At 42.8% G+C, this 17,456-nt stretch carries 19 protein-coding genes and 1 tRNA gene; 13 read left to right on the forward strand and 7 right to left on the reverse strand.

The annotated features are described in order from the left end of the window. The first annotated feature begins 191 nt into the window (after window positions 1-191). The 9 genes from MmiAt1_RS07070 (at window position 192) to mnhG (ending at window position 9,131) form a co-directional block, all read left to right on the forward strand. On the forward strand, window positions 192-920 hold the full coding sequence (locus tag MmiAt1_RS07070) for a protease inhibitor I42 family protein (RefSeq protein WP_318786189.1): 729 nt from the start codon (window positions 192-194) through the stop codon (window positions 918-920). A 295-nt stretch (window positions 921-1,215) separates the two neighbouring features. Beyond that, window positions 1,216-1,983, forward strand: coding sequence for a protease inhibitor I42 family protein (locus MmiAt1_RS07075; RefSeq protein ID WP_318786190.1), 768 nt, complete (start codon window positions 1,216-1,218; stop codon window positions 1,981-1,983). A gap of 482 nt (window positions 1,984-2,465) precedes the next feature. Beyond that, window positions 2,466-5,072, forward strand: a complete 2,607-nt coding sequence (mbhE, locus tag MmiAt1_RS07080) for a hydrogen gas-evolving membrane-bound hydrogenase subunit E (protein ID WP_318786191.1) — start codon at window positions 2,466-2,468, stop codon at window positions 5,070-5,072. Continuing rightward, window positions 5,069-5,623 carry an MnhB domain-containing protein gene (locus MmiAt1_RS07085; protein WP_318786192.1) on the forward strand — a complete coding sequence of 185 codons (555 nt, stop codon included), beginning with the start codon at window positions 5,069-5,071 and terminating at the stop codon, window positions 5,621-5,623. Before mbhE ends, MmiAt1_RS07085 begins: the two co-directional genes overlap by 4 nt. Continuing rightward, on the forward strand, window positions 5,620-6,039 hold the full coding sequence (locus MmiAt1_RS07090; RefSeq protein ID WP_318786193.1) for an NADH-quinone oxidoreductase subunit K: 420 nt from the start codon (window positions 5,620-5,622) through the stop codon (window positions 6,037-6,039). Before MmiAt1_RS07085 ends, MmiAt1_RS07090 begins: the two co-directional genes overlap by 4 nt. Further along, window positions 6,036-7,634 carry a proton-conducting transporter transmembrane domain-containing protein gene (locus tag MmiAt1_RS07095; RefSeq protein WP_318786194.1) on the forward strand — a complete coding sequence of 533 codons (1,599 nt, stop codon included), beginning with the start codon at window positions 6,036-6,038 and terminating at the stop codon, window positions 7,632-7,634. Before MmiAt1_RS07090 ends, MmiAt1_RS07095 begins: the two co-directional genes overlap by 4 nt. Next, window positions 7,631-8,143 (forward strand): Na+/H+ antiporter subunit E, encoded by a 513-nt coding sequence (locus tag MmiAt1_RS07100; RefSeq protein ID WP_318786195.1) that lies wholly within the window; start codon window positions 7,631-7,633, stop codon window positions 8,141-8,143. Before MmiAt1_RS07095 ends, MmiAt1_RS07100 begins: the two co-directional genes overlap by 4 nt. After that, window positions 8,140-8,412 (forward strand): monovalent cation/H+ antiporter complex subunit F, encoded by a 273-nt coding sequence (locus tag MmiAt1_RS07105; RefSeq protein ID WP_318786196.1) that lies wholly within the window; start codon window positions 8,140-8,142, stop codon window positions 8,410-8,412. The genes MmiAt1_RS07100 and MmiAt1_RS07105 overlap by 4 nt, the downstream gene beginning before the upstream one ends. Continuing rightward, window positions 8,412-9,131, forward strand: coding sequence for a monovalent cation/H(+) antiporter subunit G (mnhG, locus tag MmiAt1_RS07110; protein WP_318786197.1), 720 nt, complete (start codon window positions 8,412-8,414; stop codon window positions 9,129-9,131). Before MmiAt1_RS07105 ends, mnhG begins: the two co-directional genes overlap by 1 nt. 313 nt (window positions 9,132-9,444) lie before the next feature. Here the strand turns inward: mnhG and MmiAt1_RS07115 are convergent, their stop codons facing one another. Further along, window positions 9,445-9,633 carry a hypothetical protein gene (locus MmiAt1_RS07115; protein WP_318786198.1) on the reverse strand — a complete coding sequence of 63 codons (189 nt, stop codon included), beginning with the start codon at window positions 9,631-9,633 and terminating at the stop codon, window positions 9,445-9,447. 181 nt (window positions 9,634-9,814) lie between these two features. Between MmiAt1_RS07115 and MmiAt1_RS07120 the strand changes: the two genes are divergently transcribed. Beyond that, window positions 9,815-10,747, forward strand: coding sequence for a DUF4198 domain-containing protein (locus MmiAt1_RS07120; protein WP_318786199.1), 933 nt, complete (start codon window positions 9,815-9,817; stop codon window positions 10,745-10,747). Between the two features lie 414 nt (window positions 10,748-11,161). Next, window positions 11,162-12,103 (forward strand): DUF4198 domain-containing protein, encoded by a 942-nt coding sequence (locus MmiAt1_RS07125; RefSeq protein WP_318786200.1) that lies wholly within the window; start codon window positions 11,162-11,164, stop codon window positions 12,101-12,103. 313 nt (window positions 12,104-12,416) lie between these two features. On the opposite strand, the gene MmiAt1_RS07130 is transcribed toward MmiAt1_RS07125, so the two are convergent. Next, on the reverse strand, window positions 12,417-12,644 hold the full coding sequence (locus MmiAt1_RS07130; protein ID WP_420891295.1) for a TRAM domain-containing RNA chaperone: 228 nt from the start codon (window positions 12,642-12,644) through the stop codon (window positions 12,417-12,419). A 489-nt stretch (window positions 12,645-13,133) separates the two neighbouring features. Between MmiAt1_RS07130 and MmiAt1_RS07135 the strand changes: the two genes are divergently transcribed. Continuing rightward, window positions 13,134-13,207: transfer RNA gene (locus MmiAt1_RS07135), tRNA-Lys, on the forward strand. Window positions 13,208-13,254: 47 nt separating this feature from the next. On the opposite strand, the gene MmiAt1_RS07140 is transcribed toward MmiAt1_RS07135, so the two are convergent. From MmiAt1_RS07140 to nikR, 5 genes are all read right to left on the reverse strand, one after another. Continuing rightward, entirely contained in the window at window positions 13,255-13,854 is a 600-nt protein-coding gene (locus MmiAt1_RS07140; RefSeq protein ID WP_318786201.1) for a TetR/AcrR family transcriptional regulator, read from the reverse strand. Window positions 13,855-14,439: 585 nt separating this feature from the next. After that, window positions 14,440-14,769, reverse strand: a complete 330-nt coding sequence (locus MmiAt1_RS07145) for an MGMT family protein (protein WP_318786202.1) — start codon at window positions 14,767-14,769, stop codon at window positions 14,440-14,442. 93 nt (window positions 14,770-14,862) lie between these two features. Further along, the gene (locus tag MmiAt1_RS07150; RefSeq protein WP_318786203.1) at window positions 14,863-15,276 is read right to left on the reverse strand and encodes a fluoride efflux transporter FluC; all 414 of its coding nucleotides are present in this window, start codon (window positions 15,274-15,276) and stop codon (window positions 14,863-14,865) included. Window position 15,277: 1 nt separating this feature from the next. After that, entirely contained in the window at window positions 15,278-15,838 is a 561-nt protein-coding gene (locus MmiAt1_RS07155) for a fluoride efflux transporter FluC (RefSeq protein WP_318786204.1), read from the reverse strand. Between the two features lie 61 nt (window positions 15,839-15,899). Continuing rightward, entirely contained in the window at window positions 15,900-16,343 is a 444-nt protein-coding gene (nikR, locus tag MmiAt1_RS07160) for a nickel-responsive transcriptional regulator NikR (protein ID WP_318786205.1), read from the reverse strand. Between the two features lie 462 nt (window positions 16,344-16,805). On the opposite strand from nikR, the gene bcp reads away from it, so the two are divergent. Beyond that, window positions 16,806-17,291, forward strand: a complete 486-nt coding sequence (gene bcp / locus MmiAt1_RS07165; RefSeq protein ID WP_318786206.1) for a thioredoxin-dependent thiol peroxidase — start codon at window positions 16,806-16,808, stop codon at window positions 17,289-17,291. The last annotated feature ends 165 nt before the right edge of the window (window positions 17,292-17,456 follow it).

A 17,456-nucleotide genomic window follows, 5' to 3' on the forward strand; every position in this document is an offset into this window, starting at 1 on the left:
TCTTAAAATCATTAATAACAGATTGCTAAAACAATCATTAAAACAGATCATGGTTTAAAACTAAATAAAAAGTCTTCCGGCCATGATCTTCTTATTTTATTGCCCATTTTTATTGCTGTTTCTATTGTCGTTTTTATTTATCCTTCTGATTATCTTAAATACTTTTATAGGATGTCGCCGTTTTTCTTTGTATGAAATCGATACATTTGTTTTTGGTGATGGTGTGTGTTTTACTCTTAGCATGCGCTTTTTCGGGATGTCTCGGGTCGAATGACTCCGATGAGACGAAATATGATTCAGTGACGACTGTCAATGTTCAAAAAAGAGGAATTGTTCTTGCGGCAAATGAAATTATTCAAGTCATTCTTCCGGAAAACACATCCGGCGGCTACCTTTGGGAAGTATCGGATGTTGACGGATTAATTGTCGAAGAATCTGTTTCAACATCGGCAAACGGCTCTCGCGTGAAAGTTTTCGACATTACGGCGGAAAGAGCCGGTTACTTCATTTTCGAAGCGCTGTATGTACACAACAGCAAAGACACGCCGCTGTATACGTTTACGCAAGGTCTGGACTATGCGTCTCCGATTGCAAACCCGCCGGAAGAGCCCGGTTTGATTATGGATTTTGCAGGAATTCCGACACCGCCGGTCGGCAGCATCATTGAAGTGAGATCGCGCGGAAATCCGTCAACAGGCTACACTTTAGACGTCCAGATGACGCATAAAAGTCATCTTCAGCTTCTTGATGTTCTGTTCGTAAAAGATGCGGACGGCACCAATGCGGCAGACGGCGCGGACGGGACATACGTTTGGTATCTCACGTCAGATGTTCCCGGAACTTACATGTTTGACGTGTTCATGTCAAAAGGTGCGGACGATCCTGTCGCTTTATTCTACATTGATTTGACATTTACGTAAATGAAAATTTAATTTTTAAAAATCAATTTTTTAAAAAAAGAAAAAGCCGCTGCTCATTAAAACAGCGGCATTTTCATATTTATTTTCGGCCCGTATTTTTTCAATTATTTCATATTTTCATTTTTTCAATTGCAGATCTTTAGATTGAAGAAGTGAACTGAAATTTAAGAAGAATTTTTGGATAAGTCTTCAAAAACATAGATTTTGGATAAGTTTTCAAAAACCTGTGTTTTGGAATTATTGTTTTAATTATTATCTTAAATACTTTTATAGAATGCCGCCGTTTTTACTTTGTATGAAATCGATACATTTGATTTTGGTGACAGTGTGTGTTTTACTCTTAGCATGCGCTTTTTCAGGATGTCTCGGGTCGGATGACTCTGCAAATAATACGACGAACAACACGACGAACAACACAACAGATTCCGCAACAATCGTTAAGGTTTCAAAAGAAGGTCTTTACATCGGTTCAAATGAAGTGATTCAAATTATCCTTCCCGAAAACCCGACAACAGGCTACGCCTGGGAAGTCACTCAAACGGTCGGCTTAAACGTTGACGAAGAGTATCTTTCCGATGCGGACGGTACGAAGGTCGGCGTCGGCGGCAGCAAAGTTTTCAACATCACTGCCGATTCCGAAGGCTCTTACACATTCAAAGCGCTTTACAAGCGCGCAAATGAAAACACGGCTCTTTACACGTTTACACAGAAATTGGATTACATGCCTCCCGCCAACAAACTCAGCGACAACCCGAATTTAATTTTGAAATTTGAGGGTGAGCCGACCCCCAAAGTCGGCGAAACTGTTGAAATCAGAGTTGCCGGAAACCCGACAACCGGTTATGAATGGAAGGCGGCAGCCCCCTCCGGTTCACTTAAGATCGTCAAATCCGATTACATTGAAGATGCTCACGAAGAAGGCATGACCGGCGTCGGCGGCACATACGTTTGGTATGTCACCTCAGATGCGGCAGGCACATTCACATTCGGCGCTTCATATGCCCGATCCTGGGAAGATTCGAAAGAAGCCGAATTCTACTTTGACTTGACATTTGTTGAGTAAAATCTGAAATAATCAGAATTTAACGGACTGTTATTGAAAAGATAACAATCCGTTTCTCATTTTTATTTACTTTTCCCAAAAGCGGAGCGGCTCGCGCGCGGCGGAGCGGCGGCTGCGGCACGGCTCATACGGGGCTGCGGCGCGGCAAGCAAAATTCATTCTTGAATTCATTTCATTTGAATTCATTTCATTTGACTGCGATCTGTTTTTGAGACATTTGCAGTACTCGGTTTTTGCGGCATCGGTTTTTACGACATCAGTTTTTACGGTATCGGTTTTTGAGGCATTTGCCGTATTTTGTTTTTTGCGTTTCCGAACCGATTGTGATATTTTCCAATCCCGTATCCGATTGTTAAAAACCAAAATTTATATATTGTGAATTCATGAGATACAATAGGTTTTTTAGAATTCGAGTTTTTTTGGTTTTTCATTTAGCTTGTCTGATATTTATTTCAATTATGAAAAACACGGTGTGATTACAATTGGATCCGTTTTATTTTATTGCCCTTATCGTTTTATTGCCCTTTGTCATGACACTCGCCGTGCCGCTTGCTTATAAAATAATGAAAGAAAAAGTCGGCTGGTTCGCCGCTGCGATTGCCGCCGTCTGCTTTCTTCTCATCGCCTCAATGATTCCTTCAATTGTTGACGGCCATAATCTTGCGGGGGCAGTGTCGTGGATTCCCGGTCTTTCCGTCAATCTGGCGTTTTACGCCGACGGCCTGGCTGTTCTGCTCGGGCTCATCGTCTCATTTATCGGTATTTTGATCCTTTCTTATTCCAACAAATACCTCTCCAAAGATGAAGACCTGGTTCGCTATTATCAATATCTTCTCGTTTTCATGGGCTCCATGTTCGGTGTCGCCTTTTCCGACAACCTGATTCAGCTCTTTATCTTCTGGGAACTGACAAGCATCAGCTCCTTTATGCTCATCGGCTATTACAGAAAAACCAAAGAATCCATTTACGGGGCGACAAAAGCGCTTCTTATTACAGGCGGCGCCGGTCTTTTCATGTTTATCGGCTTCATGTGCCTTTTTGCAATCACGGGAACATACGGCATTTCTGAAATGCTGACCAATCCCGAAATGCTTTCAGCCGTCAAAGACAGCCCGCTCTTTACCGTGACACTGATATTGATTCTCATCGGCGCGTTTGCCAAATCCGCTCAAGGCCCGTTCTTTATTTGGCTGCCCAACGCGATGGAAGCCCCGACGCCTGTCAGCGCTTTCCTGCACTCGGCAACGATGGTGAAGGCCGGCGTCTTTTTAGTCGCCCGTCTGCATCCGATGTTTTCCGGAACAATGGACTGGTTTGTATTGGTCGCCGGAATCGGACTCATCACAATGGTCGGCGCCGGCTTTTTGGCGCTCAAACAAACCGATCTCAAAGCGATTCTTGCCTTTTCAACCATCAGTCAATTGGCTTATCTCATGACGATGTTCGGCTTCACCACGTACGCCGAGCCCGGCATCGGTGTTCCCGCGGCAGTTTTCCACCTGCTCAACCACGCCACATTTAAAGCCTGCCTGTTCCTGCTCGTCGGCATTATCGCACACGAGCTGCACACGCGCGACATCCGCAAAATGGGCGGACTCCGCAAAGAAATGCCGATCACATTCATTCTCATGGTGATTGCGGCCGCGTCCATGGCCGGCATTCCCCCGCTGAACGGTTATTTGAGCAAAGAATTGTTCTACGAATCCTCCGTTCACATGGCAGAAGCCCTCGGCGGCGGCATCGCTTATCTGATTCCCGTCTTAGCGGTTCTCGGCGGCGTTTTGACTTTCGCTTACTCTTTCCGCCTGATCATCAAAATTTTCCTCGGCAAGAGAACGGAAGACCCCGACGTTCCCAAACACGTTCATGATCCGTCCTGGGTCATGCTTGCGCCGCCCGCAATTCTGGCAGTCCTGATTGTTGCAATCGGCCTGGTTCCGACGCCGTTTATCGACGCGCTGGTTCAGCCGGCAATTAACGCGATTCTGCCCGGCGCAGAGCATCTTCACGTCGCTTTGTGGCACGGCTTCACGCCCGCATTTATCATGACATTGATTACATTCGCGCTCGGCGCTCTGCTTTACATGCAGTACGACAGAATTGCCGGATGGGAAAACAGATTCAGCGAAAAGCATCCGAAAATCAGCCTGAACTATATTTACAATACAATGGTGGACAATGCCTACAAATTCGGAGCAACCTTCGGAAAAATGCTTCAGAAAGGTTCCCCGCGCCGGTATGTCGGAATCATGCTGGCCTTCATCATTTTCATGGTTGCCATTCCGCTCGGATTCGCGCTTTTAACGGGACAGCCGATCTTTTCAAAAGAATTGATTTTCAAAATCGCGGCATCAGAAATGATTCTCTTCGTTCTGATTGTTTTGGCCGCGTGGGGCGCGTCCGTTCTGCCGAGATATGTTCCGATGATTTTGGCATCGTCCGCGCTCGGTTTCTTTGTTGCTTTGCTTTACGCTTATCTCAAAGCGCCCGACTTGGCCATGACGCAGCTTTGCGTTGAAACGCTTTCAACAATCATGTTCCTGCTTGTCATCATGAAACTCCGCACCAAAGAAGCCGTTCGCCCCGAAACCGGAAAAGTTCGGATTCGAAACGCATTCATCGCGCTTTGCTGCGCGGCAGCGCTTTTCATGCTTCTGATGGGCGCGGATTTGTTCCCCGCGTTTGAATCCTTCTCCCATTATTTCATGGACAAAGGCATCGAACTCACAGGTGGCAGAAACATTGTCAACGTGATCGTGGTCGATTTCAGAGGCTATGATACAATCGGCGAAATTTCCGTTCTGACGATTGCCGCGCTGACCATTTACAACTTAATCAGCAGCCGCAAAAAGAAAGGAAAAGCGGCGGCGGCCGAAACCGGAACGGCTCGGGGCAATTTCGTTCCGAGCTGTCCGATACCGGGAGCGCCCGTCGGCGGCAACCAAGTGCTGGGCCATGTTTCGTGCGAAGAAGTCACCGTTGAAACAGGTGATGACGGACACAAAATCGTCGTGGATGAAAAATCCGTCAACAGACATCTGAAAGATGAAGGTGCGGATCTTTCAAACGGCCCGGAGGCGAAAAAATGAGTACGATTATTGCAAAAACAGTCGCAAGAGCAGTTCTTTTAATTGCGATGCTCTTCTCGATTTATCTGCTCTTAAACGGCGGAAATTTCCCGGGCGGCGGGTTTGTCGGAGGTGTTTTGTTCGTCTGCGCGATTGCGCTGATTTATGTCACCTACGGCATGAAATATATTAACAGCCGACTGAAGCCGAATTGGCTGGCATGGGCCGCTTACGGACTGCTGTTTGCCTCTATTACGGCAATTGCCCCAATGCTTGTCGGCCACAATTATTTCAGAAGTGCCTTTGACCACTACCACATTGAACTCTTCGGCATTCACATCGGAAACATTGAGCTTCTCTCATCCATGTTCTTTGACATCGGCGTGTACTTTACGGTCATCGGCACTTTGCTTTTCATTCTGACGCTGATCGCTTCCGATAAAACGGCAGACCCCGACGATGACGACGATGACAATTCCGTCCTTCACGGACTCTCGGGAGAAGCCGAAGCGTACAGTTTAAAACCTCAAAATCCGGTTCAAACGGAAAATAACGCGGAGGAATCCAAATGACTGAAGTCTTTACAGCGCTTACGATTTCATTGCTTTTCGGCATCGGCATTTACATGATTCTTCGCCGCGACATTATGAAAATCGCCGTCGGATTCAGCTTGATCAGCCATTCGATTAATCTGACCATCGTGACATCCGGCATTTTTACGGGAACCTTGGTTCCGATTTTAACGGAAACGATTAACGAACACGCAAGCTTCATCTTTACCGATGACTTTTCAAACGGCATTCTCGCACCGATTGTGTCGGGATTTACGGAAAACACATCGTTTGTTGACCCGCTGACGCAGGCGCTTGTTTTGACGGCAATCGTTATCAGTTTCGCGACGACCGCGATTCTGCTCACTCTTGCTTACCGCATCAGCGAGGAGTACGGGACAACCGATGTCGATGAACTCAGGAGGCTTCACGGATGATTTCTATACTTTCTTGGATGGAGGCGTTTGTTCTCAATAATATCGCCATGCTGCCGATTGCAATCGGCCTTTTGATGGCGCCCGTGATGCTGTTCCTCAAGAGCCGCCCGAAACTTCAAAAGTTTACGGCGATTGCGGTTTCCGCGCTTCTGCTGATCTTGTCTGCCGTCCTGTTTTGGACCGTTTACAAAAACGGCATACAGGTTTATGACATCGGCGAATTCGGCAAATACGGCATTGTCTTAGTCGGCGACATGCTTTCGGCATCGCTGGTCTTACTGACATCGTTCATCGGATTCTTCGTTTTGATTTATTCCTTTGATTACATCGAAAAGAAATCGCTTTCCGAAAGCTATTTCCCGCTTTATTTCCTGATGCTGACCGGCATTTACGGCATTTTCTTAACAGGCGATTTGTTCAATCTGTTCGTCTTCTTTGAAATTATGTTCCTGTCATCGACCGGCCTGATTATGGCGAACGAATCGCTCAGCGTAACGGATACGGCGCACAAGCTGGAAGCGACATACAAGTATATGGCGCTCGGCATGATCGGATCGTTTATGCTTTTGGTTGCAATCGTCACGATTTACGCATCTGTCGGTTCTTTGAACATGGCGGACATTGCGGCAAAAGTCCAAATCATCGCCGAAACCGGAACGATTCCGTGGGTCATCATCGCCGCAGCCCTTCTCTTCATTGTCGTTTTCGGCAACAAAGCGGCGCTTGTTCCGCTGCACTTCTGGCTCCCGGATGTCCACCCGACAGCGCCCACCCCGATTTCTGCGATGCTCAGCGGCATCTTAATCAAAGTCGGCGCTTACGGCATTCTGCGTGTTCTGTTCCTGATCCTGTACCCGACGAAGGAATTTTTCCTGCCGATTCTCATGTTCTTTGCGCTGCTGACGATTGCGGTCGGCGCGATCTCGGCAATGGGACAGACGGATTTGAAACGCGTTTTGGCTTACTCCAGCGTTTCGCAGATCGGCTACGTTCTGCTCGGCCTGTCTTTCGGAACAGTCGGGGCGATTACCGCGGCTTTCATGTATCTGGTCAACCACGCGCTGGCCAAGTCGATGCTTTTCCTGACGGCAGGCGGCATCATCCATGAAACGCATACCCGCGACCTGCGTAAAATGGGCGGATTGATTACGATTCTGCCGCTCTTCTCGGCTGCGTTTTTGATCGGCGCCATGTCGATTGCGGGATTCCCGCCGATGGGCGGTTTTGTTTCAAAGTTCGCTTTGTTCCAGTCCGCAGTCAGCGGTGAATTTTGGCTGCCGCTTTTAATCGCCGTTTTGATGGCTGTCATTACCATTTTCTACATGTTCAGAACGTGGATTGCCATTTTCTGGGGCGAAAACAAAGGCCGCTTAAAAGAGACCGACGCGCCCGACGTTCCGGTTCCGGACGGCGGACACGTGAAAAAGCACAAGATTTCTCTTGAAATCGCGCTGCCGATTATCGCCTTGTGCGCGGCTGTTGTTCTGCTCGGTATTTATCCCGAACCGCTTTATGAAATTTCAAATATGATTGCAACACAAATTCTTGACCCGACGGAATATATTACAACCGTTCTTGGAGGTGCTCCGAGATGATTCGAATAATGAAATACACGATTTACGTGATGCTCGGCTTTGTCTGGGTTCTTTTAAGCGGCACCCTTTCCATCGGCAATTACCTGCTCGGCGTTTTCTTTTCAATGCTGATTCTCTATCCGTTTCGGGACATGTTTACGTTTACGGATTCGGCCAAGGATGTCGTTCGAAAAATTCCGAAGAAAATCAAATATTTCGGCGTTTTGTTCTTTGAAATCGGAAAGGCGAATCTTTTCATGATGTATAAGATTCTTCAGCCGAAATTGGATATCCGTCCGGGAATCATCGCTTATCCGTTTACAACGACTCGCAGCGTTTCGACAACGATGCTGGCCAATACGATTTCGCTGACGCCGGGAACGCTGATTATGGACGTCCATGTCAAAAATAAGTCGCTGAAAGGACCGGGCATTTTCTATGTCCATTCCATTTACATCGAAAGTCCGAAAGAAGTGCGCGACTCGATTCGCGAGGATTTGGAAGAAGTCGTTTTGGAGGCGTTTGAATGATTGAATTCGGCCTTGTGACAAGCATTGCGCTTGTCGTTGCGACCTGCGCTTTGTTCCTGGCGGTTTACAGGCTGTTTGTCGGCCCGACCATCATGGACAGGGTGGCATCGCTGGATGCTATCGGCAACACGCTTGTTGTGATTTTCGCGATTTACGCATTCTCGCAGGATTCTCAGTTCCTGATTGACATTGCCATTCTGCTCGCGCTGATTTCATTCATCGGCACGCTTGCGCTGGCCAAATACATTGACAAAGGAGAGGTGTTCTGATGGCAATGGAATTTTTGGCAGGCATTGATTTTACAACGATCCGCCTTTACCTCAGCTACGCCTGTCTTTTGTTCGGCGTCTTTGACGTTCTGGTCGGTATGATCGGGCTCATCCGTCTTCCCGACATTTACAACAGGCTGCACGCTACGACAAAAATTGCGACAACCGGCGCATTCTTTGTTTTGCTCAGCATTTTGATTCAGGACGGTCTGACGGCTTTCGGCTTAAAAGCGATTGCCATCGGCATTTTCCTTCTGATGACGGCGCCTGTTGCCGGCCATGTGATTGCGCGTGCCGCTTACAACATCGGCATTCCGCCGTGCGATCAGACGCTTTTTGACGCCTACGGCGGCAAACGTCAGGGTGACTACTGCGACGATTACGACTTCCACGAAGGATCGTATGTCTATTTGGACATTGAAAGAAGAGAAAAGGACCGCATTCATTCCGATCACTTCGAAGAACATTTAAGCGGTCAGTTTTCGGAAGAATTGTCAGGTCTTGTTCACGACGTCAATGATCAGACGCCCGACACTTTCGTTGAAAGCGGCGAAGACGACGACAACGAAGAACTGATTACCGGCTCGGAATCCGTTGAAAAATCGGCGCCGGTTTTCGAACAATTCGAACATCCGGATGAACATCCGAAAACAGACGACGAATCTGAACCCGAATCAGGCAGTGATTCTGACAGAGCTGATGAAGAGAAAGACGAATAATCTTTCTTTTTCATCATTTCATTTTTGTTTTTATTCTTGGTTTATTTTGTTTTATTTTTGTTTATTTTTTTGTTTTTTCTTATTTCCTTTTTTTATTTTTGTTTGTCTCAATTTTCCGATGACTGCCATTACCGGTTTTAACATCTTTTTGTTTCAGCCCTTCTTTAATTTCCATGAATTCAATCATTTTTTAAATATCATTATTTTCTTCTAAAAAAAGAAATGTTATTATAGGAGTTGTTACGTTTATGAATTATCGTAACACAAAAGCATTTTGTTTTTGTCAATAACGACCCTCTACAACCTCCTTCAATCATATTATGAAAACACGCCTTTGCACGCTGAAAAGCAGCTTCTTGCTTTTCCGTGCCTTTTCTTTTTTCGTTTTTTTCGTTTTTTTCTGTACACTTTTTTGTTTTTTCTTTTCATTTTTCTTTTTCTGTTCTTCATTTTTCTTTTTTTGTTCTCCATTTTTCTTTTTTTGTTCTTCATTTTGTTTCAAACAAAATTGCCGATTTTTGAGCGATTAGTTTTAAATATGTTAAATATGTTTTTAAATTTTAACACGTTTCTAAAAAAGTGTGTTATTTACAAACTGAAAAAATCATTGAATTTGGGGTTTATTTCCGTTAACCGGTTTTGTTTCGGAAATGATGCTGAAAAATGATTGCGGAGACAAAATAATGTTTAAGAAAATGACAGTGATCGGGTTTATCGCACTCTTGGTTTTATTATTTGCAACCGCGCCTGCAACGGCTCACAATGCCGCTTTAATTGTCGGCGACAACATCACCGACGCAATGAATGCGGATTATAATGATTATCTGATTAAGCCGGGAACGGTTCTTCCGATTCTTTTGATTCACGGCCACGGTTTTGAATATGACTTCGGAAATGTTTCAACACCCGTCAACGTGACGATTGTAACGCCTGACGGAACCAAACAATCCGTTACCACAAAAACAGCCAATGAATCCGTTGACAAAATTTTGAGCGGCGAAAAAGAAACCGTCGAATTCCAAAAATTCAATTACAATTTCACGCAGAACGGCACTTATTTCCTTCATGCGACGCTTCCCGGAGAAACAACGGAAGTTGCAAAATTGGCAATTTTTGTCGGCGAAGGCACATGGGACGACTGGAACAAACACTTGGGCCTTCCCCTTGAATTCACCATGTTCACCCGCATGAGCGGTCTTGCCGAAGGCGAAACTGTTTTCGGAAAACTTGTTTACGCAAACGGCACCGGCGCACAGAACGTTAAATATTATGTCGAACCCGTCAAAACAGCATCCGAAGCTTTAGAACTTCATGACATGCTCGTTTCCGACTACGCAACCGGCGAAAGCATTTACTTAATCTACTCCAAGCGCGCCATGACAGACGAATCCGGAAACTTTGTCTCCGCCATTCCCGAAAAAGGCGTTTGGTCATTTGTCGCCTCCGCAGAAGTGGACGGCGTGCCGTACAAAGCCACTTACACCTTCCCGGTTCTGCCGCAGTTTTACGGATCCGCCGACACCGGCGCCGATAAAGAAACTCCTGGATTCGGCATCACATTTGCCGTTTTAGCCATTGTCGCACTCGGCGCATTTATGCTAATCCGCAGAAAGTAATTTTTGCGGCTTATACCTTCAAACCCTTATGATCCGATTTATTTCGGATCATTCCTTTTTCTTTTTATTTCCTGATTTTTTTTGTATCGTTTTTCGGACGCCCGATCTTTATTCATTTGTCCCGGAATTATCATCTTTCCGGCCGGGTTTTCATCTTTTCTGCAGTCATATTCAAAGAGCACTTAAAAAATTGAAATCGTGTTGTGTTGTTATAAATCAATATTATCTTTAAAAATAAGAAATGTTAATTTTATAGTAACTATTTTTAAATAGGTTTAAGCTGTTTTAATTTCCGACATGTCATTTTTAAAACATGTTATTTTGTGTTTGAATTTTATGATTCATATCAGTTTGTTTTGATTTATTTCCTGTATTGCGGGAACATAAACTGAAAATGATTGGGAGTTAGATATAATGTTAAAAAAAGTTACAATAATCGGGATGATTGCAATCCTTATTTTATTATTTGCAGCCGCTCCGGCTTCAGCACATAATTTAATGCTGGCCTCAGGCAGCAACATCACCGATGCCATGGAAGCGGAGATTGAAGATTATTTTATTAAAACCGGAACCGTCAAATCAATTATTTTGATTCACGGCCACGGCGTTGACTACGATTTCGGCAATTTGACCGAATCTGTCAACGTGACAATCACGGCGCCGGACGGTACAAAATACAATGTTTCAACTCAATCCGCAACAGAAACCGTTGATATTATTTTAAGCGGCGAAAAAGAACAGCGCACGTTCCAAAAAATCAATTATAATTTTACGCAAAGCGGCACTTATTATTTGACGGCTGCCGTTAAAGAAGGAAACACCACCGAATACGCCAAAACAATGATTTATGTCGGCGACGGCACTTGGAGTGACTGGGCTGCAAATCTGAACAATCCGATTGAATTTGTCCCGTATACGCGTGTCAGCGGCATTGGCGCAGGCGAAGTACTGCACGGCAAACTTTACAGCAGCGGTTCCGGCGCGGGTAATATCAAATATTACCTTGAGCCGTTCATGAACGCGACCACCGCCAAAGCAACATATGACGAGCTTTCTCAGTTTAATTCAACCGGCGAAAGCATCTATTTGCTTTATTCCAAAAGATCCATGACCGACGAATTCGGTAATTTCGTTATCACAGTCCCGGCAGAAGGCGTTTGGACGATCGTCGCTTCCGGAGAGGCCGCAGCCGACGGAACAAATACAAAAGCAACCTATACATTCCCGGTTTTGCCCCAAATTTACGGCTCTGATGCATCCGCATCAACGGATAAAGAAACACCCGGTTTCAGCGTGCTTCTCGCCGTTTTTGCTGTCATCGGCGTCGGCGCATTCTTATTCACACGCAGAAAATAATTTTTGCACACGAAACCAAAAAATCCTCTTTGAAAAAACGGCTCAAGATTTTCTTGGGCCGGCTTTTTTATTTTCTTAATTCTTACTGTTTTTAGTTGTTTTTAACTGTTTTTTAATTTTTTAACTGTTTTAACTTTTTAACTGTTTTTTTAATTTTTTTAACTGTTTATTTTGAACTGTTTTATTTTAAAAATTTTAAAATCCGATTTTTAGAGCATGTCTGCTGTTTGAAAAAATAATAAAAAAAAGAGTGTTTTAAAATTAAAACACAAAAACTTCTTCCGAAGCGTTAAAAATATTTTAAATTAAAGAATTACTCGACAACGGTTGCGAATGCGTACTTGGGAAGAACTCTTGTAATTTTAACAGTCACTTCTTCACCGGCAGCGGTGTCGGGGACGAAGATAACGTAGCCTTCGATGCGGGCGATTCCGTCGCCTTTTTGTGCGACGTCTTCGATTGTAACATCGTATGTCTTACCTTCGGAAACCGGAGCGGTGACATTTTCGTTGCTGTTTTTAAACATTGAATTTTTAAACATTTTAATTACCTTTAATATTTTTAGCCGCCACTTGTTTAGAGTGTCAGCTTATCTGATAAAACTAATTTAAAAGAACCGTTTGTCGTCAAATTGCTAAGCAAAAAGAGAAATTAAGAATCTTATAAATTAATTCTTTTAAAGAAGATGAACATGTTATAAATAAGTTCCGAAATTAATAAAAATAAAAAAACGCATCAAGGCCCGTCATTTCAAGTTGTTTCAAACAATTTGTCCAAGCATCTTTCAAATTTTTGAAATTTCAGTACCATTTAATCTTTTTTTTCTTTTTCTGTCATTTTTTCTCTCTTTCTTTCTCTTTTTCTCTTTTTCTGTCACTTTTTCTTTCAATTCCGTTTTTCGGAAACGGCTTCGGCTTCTGCGAAATCTTTATATAAGGTCAAACGGATTTAGAGTATTCATTTCTGTGATTTGATTTATGATTCAGACAACTGATATTGAAAAACAAATTCAGAATGATTCATCAAGCGTGGGCCCGTGGCTTAGTCAGGCAGAGCGGCGGACTCTTAATCCGTAGGTCGGGGGTTCAAATCCCTTCGGGCCCGCTTCATTTTCTTTTTTCGATAATTTGGTCAAACAGCCGTGCGTGTTTTTATTCAAACAAATTTTTAGGAACATTTCGGATAATTTTTGAGACAATTCGAGCAAATTCTTCAGGTGTTTCACGGTAATCACTTTTAACCCATTCCGCAATTAAATTTGTCATTATTCCCGTAAGCGCGGCAATTGCATAATTCTGAGGGATGAATACTCGGTCCGACATCTCTTTTTCTTCCCAAATTGTTTTCAGCATCTCGCCGAATTTGCTTGCAAATGCCGGATCTCCTTTGTCGCTGATTAACAAAGTAAACAATTTGCCGTTTTCACTGATGTAATTTGCAAGACGGGTCGAATAAGCTTCAATTTTTTGCACGTCAGCTTCCTGTAAATCCATATTTTGAGACTGAATTAATTCAACCGGCGCGGTGATCCCGATTTCTCTGAACCCTGCCAATAATTCCTCTTCAATCCGATTCAATAAATCAAATTTGTCAACATAATGAATGTAAAATGTACTGCGATTGATTTCCGCGCGCTCAATGATTTGCTTGACATTCATATTTGAAAATCCGGTTTCCTCCATGAGTTCTAAAAATGCATTTTTAATGGCTCTTTGAGTTTTTATGATTCGAATATCTGTCTTTTCTTCCATGGTTGACGCCTTTAATGATATTTACTTTTAAAAAATAAAAGGCGGAAATGTTATATAAGTTAAACGATATTTATTGTTTAATAGACAAGTGTCTATTATTTGAGCATATCTAAATCTTGTACCCGTCAAAAACAAAAGAATTGAAAATGGATGTGATTCATTATGACAAATAAGAAAACAAAATCGGATAAGCCGACATATTATGAAAAATTCGGAATTTATCATCTTTTGGAATTTTTCAGTCATACAATTATGCAGTCATACAATTATGCAGTCATACAATTATGAATTCTTGTACGCTGAAAAATTCGGGACGAATGCCTGTCGTTCTTAATTAAAATTTTTAAAAACCTTACGAATGATCGCTGTAAAATTGTGTGAATCGATTGTGTGATTGAGCGTGTAAAATCAAAACAATCGAAAGTGTGTGTAAACAGCAGAAACCTCCTGCAGAGCAATTTGTGGCTTGCTCTTGCAGGAGTTTCTTTTTTAACTTTTTAATTTATGTTTTCTTAACTTTTTTCTTTTAATTTATGTTTTCTTTTAACTTTTTTTAAACTTTTAATCAATTTCATTTTTAAACGATTAATCCGAGCTTAATTTCCACAAATGCTTTTTCATTTGAATATTCCCGGCCGCTGTAAATGTAATTCCTTCTTTTTCAAGTGCCATTTTTTGCAGTTCCTGACTGCCAAATACATATTCCGGCGACAGCTTTCCGAGACTGTTGACAACCCGGTGCGCCGGAAGCCCGGCAGGCGCCGTCCGCATCGCGTAGCCGACCTGCCTTGCAGTCAGCCCGCCGATCATCATGGCGATTTGACCGTATGTTGCCACTTTTCCCGACGGAATGTTTGAGACAATCACATAGACTTCCTGATATTTATCCTGAAAATCCTTTTTCTTTTCGGCCATTTGTTCTCACATTTGTTTTTGTCTTTAGTTTTGTCTTTAGTTTTGTCTTTAGCTTTGTCTTTAGCTTTGTTTTTATTTTTTATTACATATGTATCAAATATTGTAATAAACAAGCAGAATCGCTGTAAAAACCGCGGCCGTACATAAAATAATGTTCAGCAAAATATTTGCCGCCAGCGGGAAATATTTCTTTTCTTCCCAATAAATCAAATTATTGTAAGAAAATGTTGAAAACGTTGTCAGCGATCCGCATACGCCGGTATTGAAAAAGAAAGTCATCAGTTCGATGTGTTCAAAAATCCCGCCCCAACCGTTTATTTCTTTGGCGGCGTAAAGGGTTGTCAATGCCAAAAGAAATGTTCCGATGATGTTTGCAATCAAAACGCCGGCCGGAAATTTCGTATATTTTCCGGAAATTTCAACGGCGAAATAGCGAAGAAAAGCGCCGACGGCACCGCCGATTCCTGCGGCAAGAAGGTAAACAATCATCAATCCTGCGGCAGCCATTTCAATCCGTTTCCTTTAAGCTGCCGTTGCTTTCGCGGACGTTTCCCTTTTTCTTTTTTTGAGATGAAAATTCTGCAAAATATTTGCCGATTGCCGCCGCGATTATTCCGATAATTGAAAAAGCGACGGCGTAAATCAAAAATTGAATCATAAAAAGCGGCGTAATGTTTGCAAAAACATTCACAGCTGATTCAGCGCCGTTTGCAGCGGCTGATAAAAACGGGCCGAATATGAAATATGAAAAAGTTGTAAAACCGCCCAAAAAGCCTGTGCTGATGAACTGTTTTTTATTGAATCCTGTTTTGCCGGCGCTCTCAATTTTCTCATCGCGAACGGACGGTAAAAACATAAAAAAGCCGATCAGAAAACTGCCGATAATATTGACAACAATATCTGCGCCTGCGGTTTGAATCAGCAAAAAAGTAACGGCCCGCGTCAAGCTTCCAAAAAAGCCGCCGAGCATGACGGAGAAAACGGCAGAGCGCGTCATAAAATCAAACATCGGCGGTTTTGTATTTTGCAAACCGGTTTGTTTGACTTGATTCCCGCGGCTTTCTGCCATTTTTCTTCCTCAATCGGACACGAATTAAAGACAATTTTAAAGCACAATTTAAAATTCAAATTTAAAGCTTTTCGGTTGACGGCACCGTTGTCAGTTTGGAGAACTTAACACCGTTGAGTGAAATGATCTTTTCAGCCAATGTTTTAATGTCGCGGCCGTCGCCGTCCAAAACAACAACTTCCAAACAGTTGTCGTGGTCCAAATGAATGTGAATGGACGTTTTGATAATGTCGGAGTGTTCGTGCTGAATTTCAGCCATCATGTTGGAAAGACCGCGTTTGGTGTGGTCATACACGAGTGAAATTGTTCCGATGCGGCGTCCTTTGATGTCGTTCATCCATTCGTAATGATTGATGTAGCTGCGAATCGCATCGCGAATGCCTTCCGAACGGGAAGAATAGCCGCGTTCTTCAATGATATTGTCGAATTTCGTCAAAAGATTATCGGGAAGTGAAACACCGATTCTCATTAACTCTTTTTCGGAGACTTTTTTGTCGTCAATCATAATATTTCTCCTTTATTTGTTAATACGGATTACACAAATTGTTTCGGATTTATAAATGTTAAAAAAATGATTTTGATTTCTGAAAAAATGACATTTTCAGCTTTATGATAATTTACATGTATCCGTTTCACAGAATAATCGGATAAATGTCATATGATTAAATCATATTTCTATTGAACATATTTAACACTATTTATTTGATGAATTCGGTTATTTTATCGTATTGGTAATATTTTCAGCAAATTTTCCCCCTGTTTGAAAAAACAAGGCCGGTTTTTATTTATTCTCAAATTTATGCGGTTCGCGCGCGGCGGACGGAAGAACGAACAAAATACAATCAAATCAATCAAATTTCACAAAGAATTAATGAGATGATGTTTTTATGATTCATAATTCAATTACTTTCAATATTTCCGATTATTTTTGATTATTTCCGATTATTTTCAAAAAGGAGTCAATAATATGCCGTCATCTTCCCTTCAGCCCGGTGATAAAGCGCCGGATTTTTGTCTGCCGAATCAGGATTCTGAAAATGTTTGTTTGAAAGATTTCAAAGGAAAATGGTTTGTTCTTTATTTCTATCCCAAAGACAATACGGCCGGATGCAAACAGGAAGCCGTTGATTTTACCGCGCTCAAAAATGAATTTGAGAAAAACGGCGCCGTCATTTTGGGCGTCAGCAAAGACAGCGTTTCTTCGCATCAGAAATTTATCGAAAAAGCGGCGCTGACGATTACGCTTTTAGCGGACCCGGAGCTTGCCGTCATCAAAGCCTTCGATGTCTGGCAGCTTAAAAAATTCATGGGCAAAGAAAACATGGGAACCGTCCGGACAACGTTTTTAATCAATCCCGAAGGCAAAATCGCGGATGTTTGGAACAATGTCCGCGTGAAAGGACATGCTGAAGCCGTTTTGGGAAAATTGAAAATAATCCAAACATCGGTTTGAAAATCATACAAACCCGAACTCCCCTTTTTCGTCAAATTAAAAAAATAAAAAGGGGAGTTCGTTTTTCTTTAACATTAAAGAAAAACGATGTTTGATTTTTTGATTTTTTTCCAGTAATTCTTCAGTGTTTTCTCAATCGTTTTTCAGAGTTTTTTCAGTGTTTTT

Origin of the sequence: Methanimicrococcus hacksteinii, assembly GCF_032714515.1 — an archaeon.
Classification (GTDB): domain Archaea; phylum Halobacteriota; class Methanosarcinia; order Methanosarcinales; family Methanosarcinaceae; genus Methanimicrococcus; species Methanimicrococcus hacksteinii.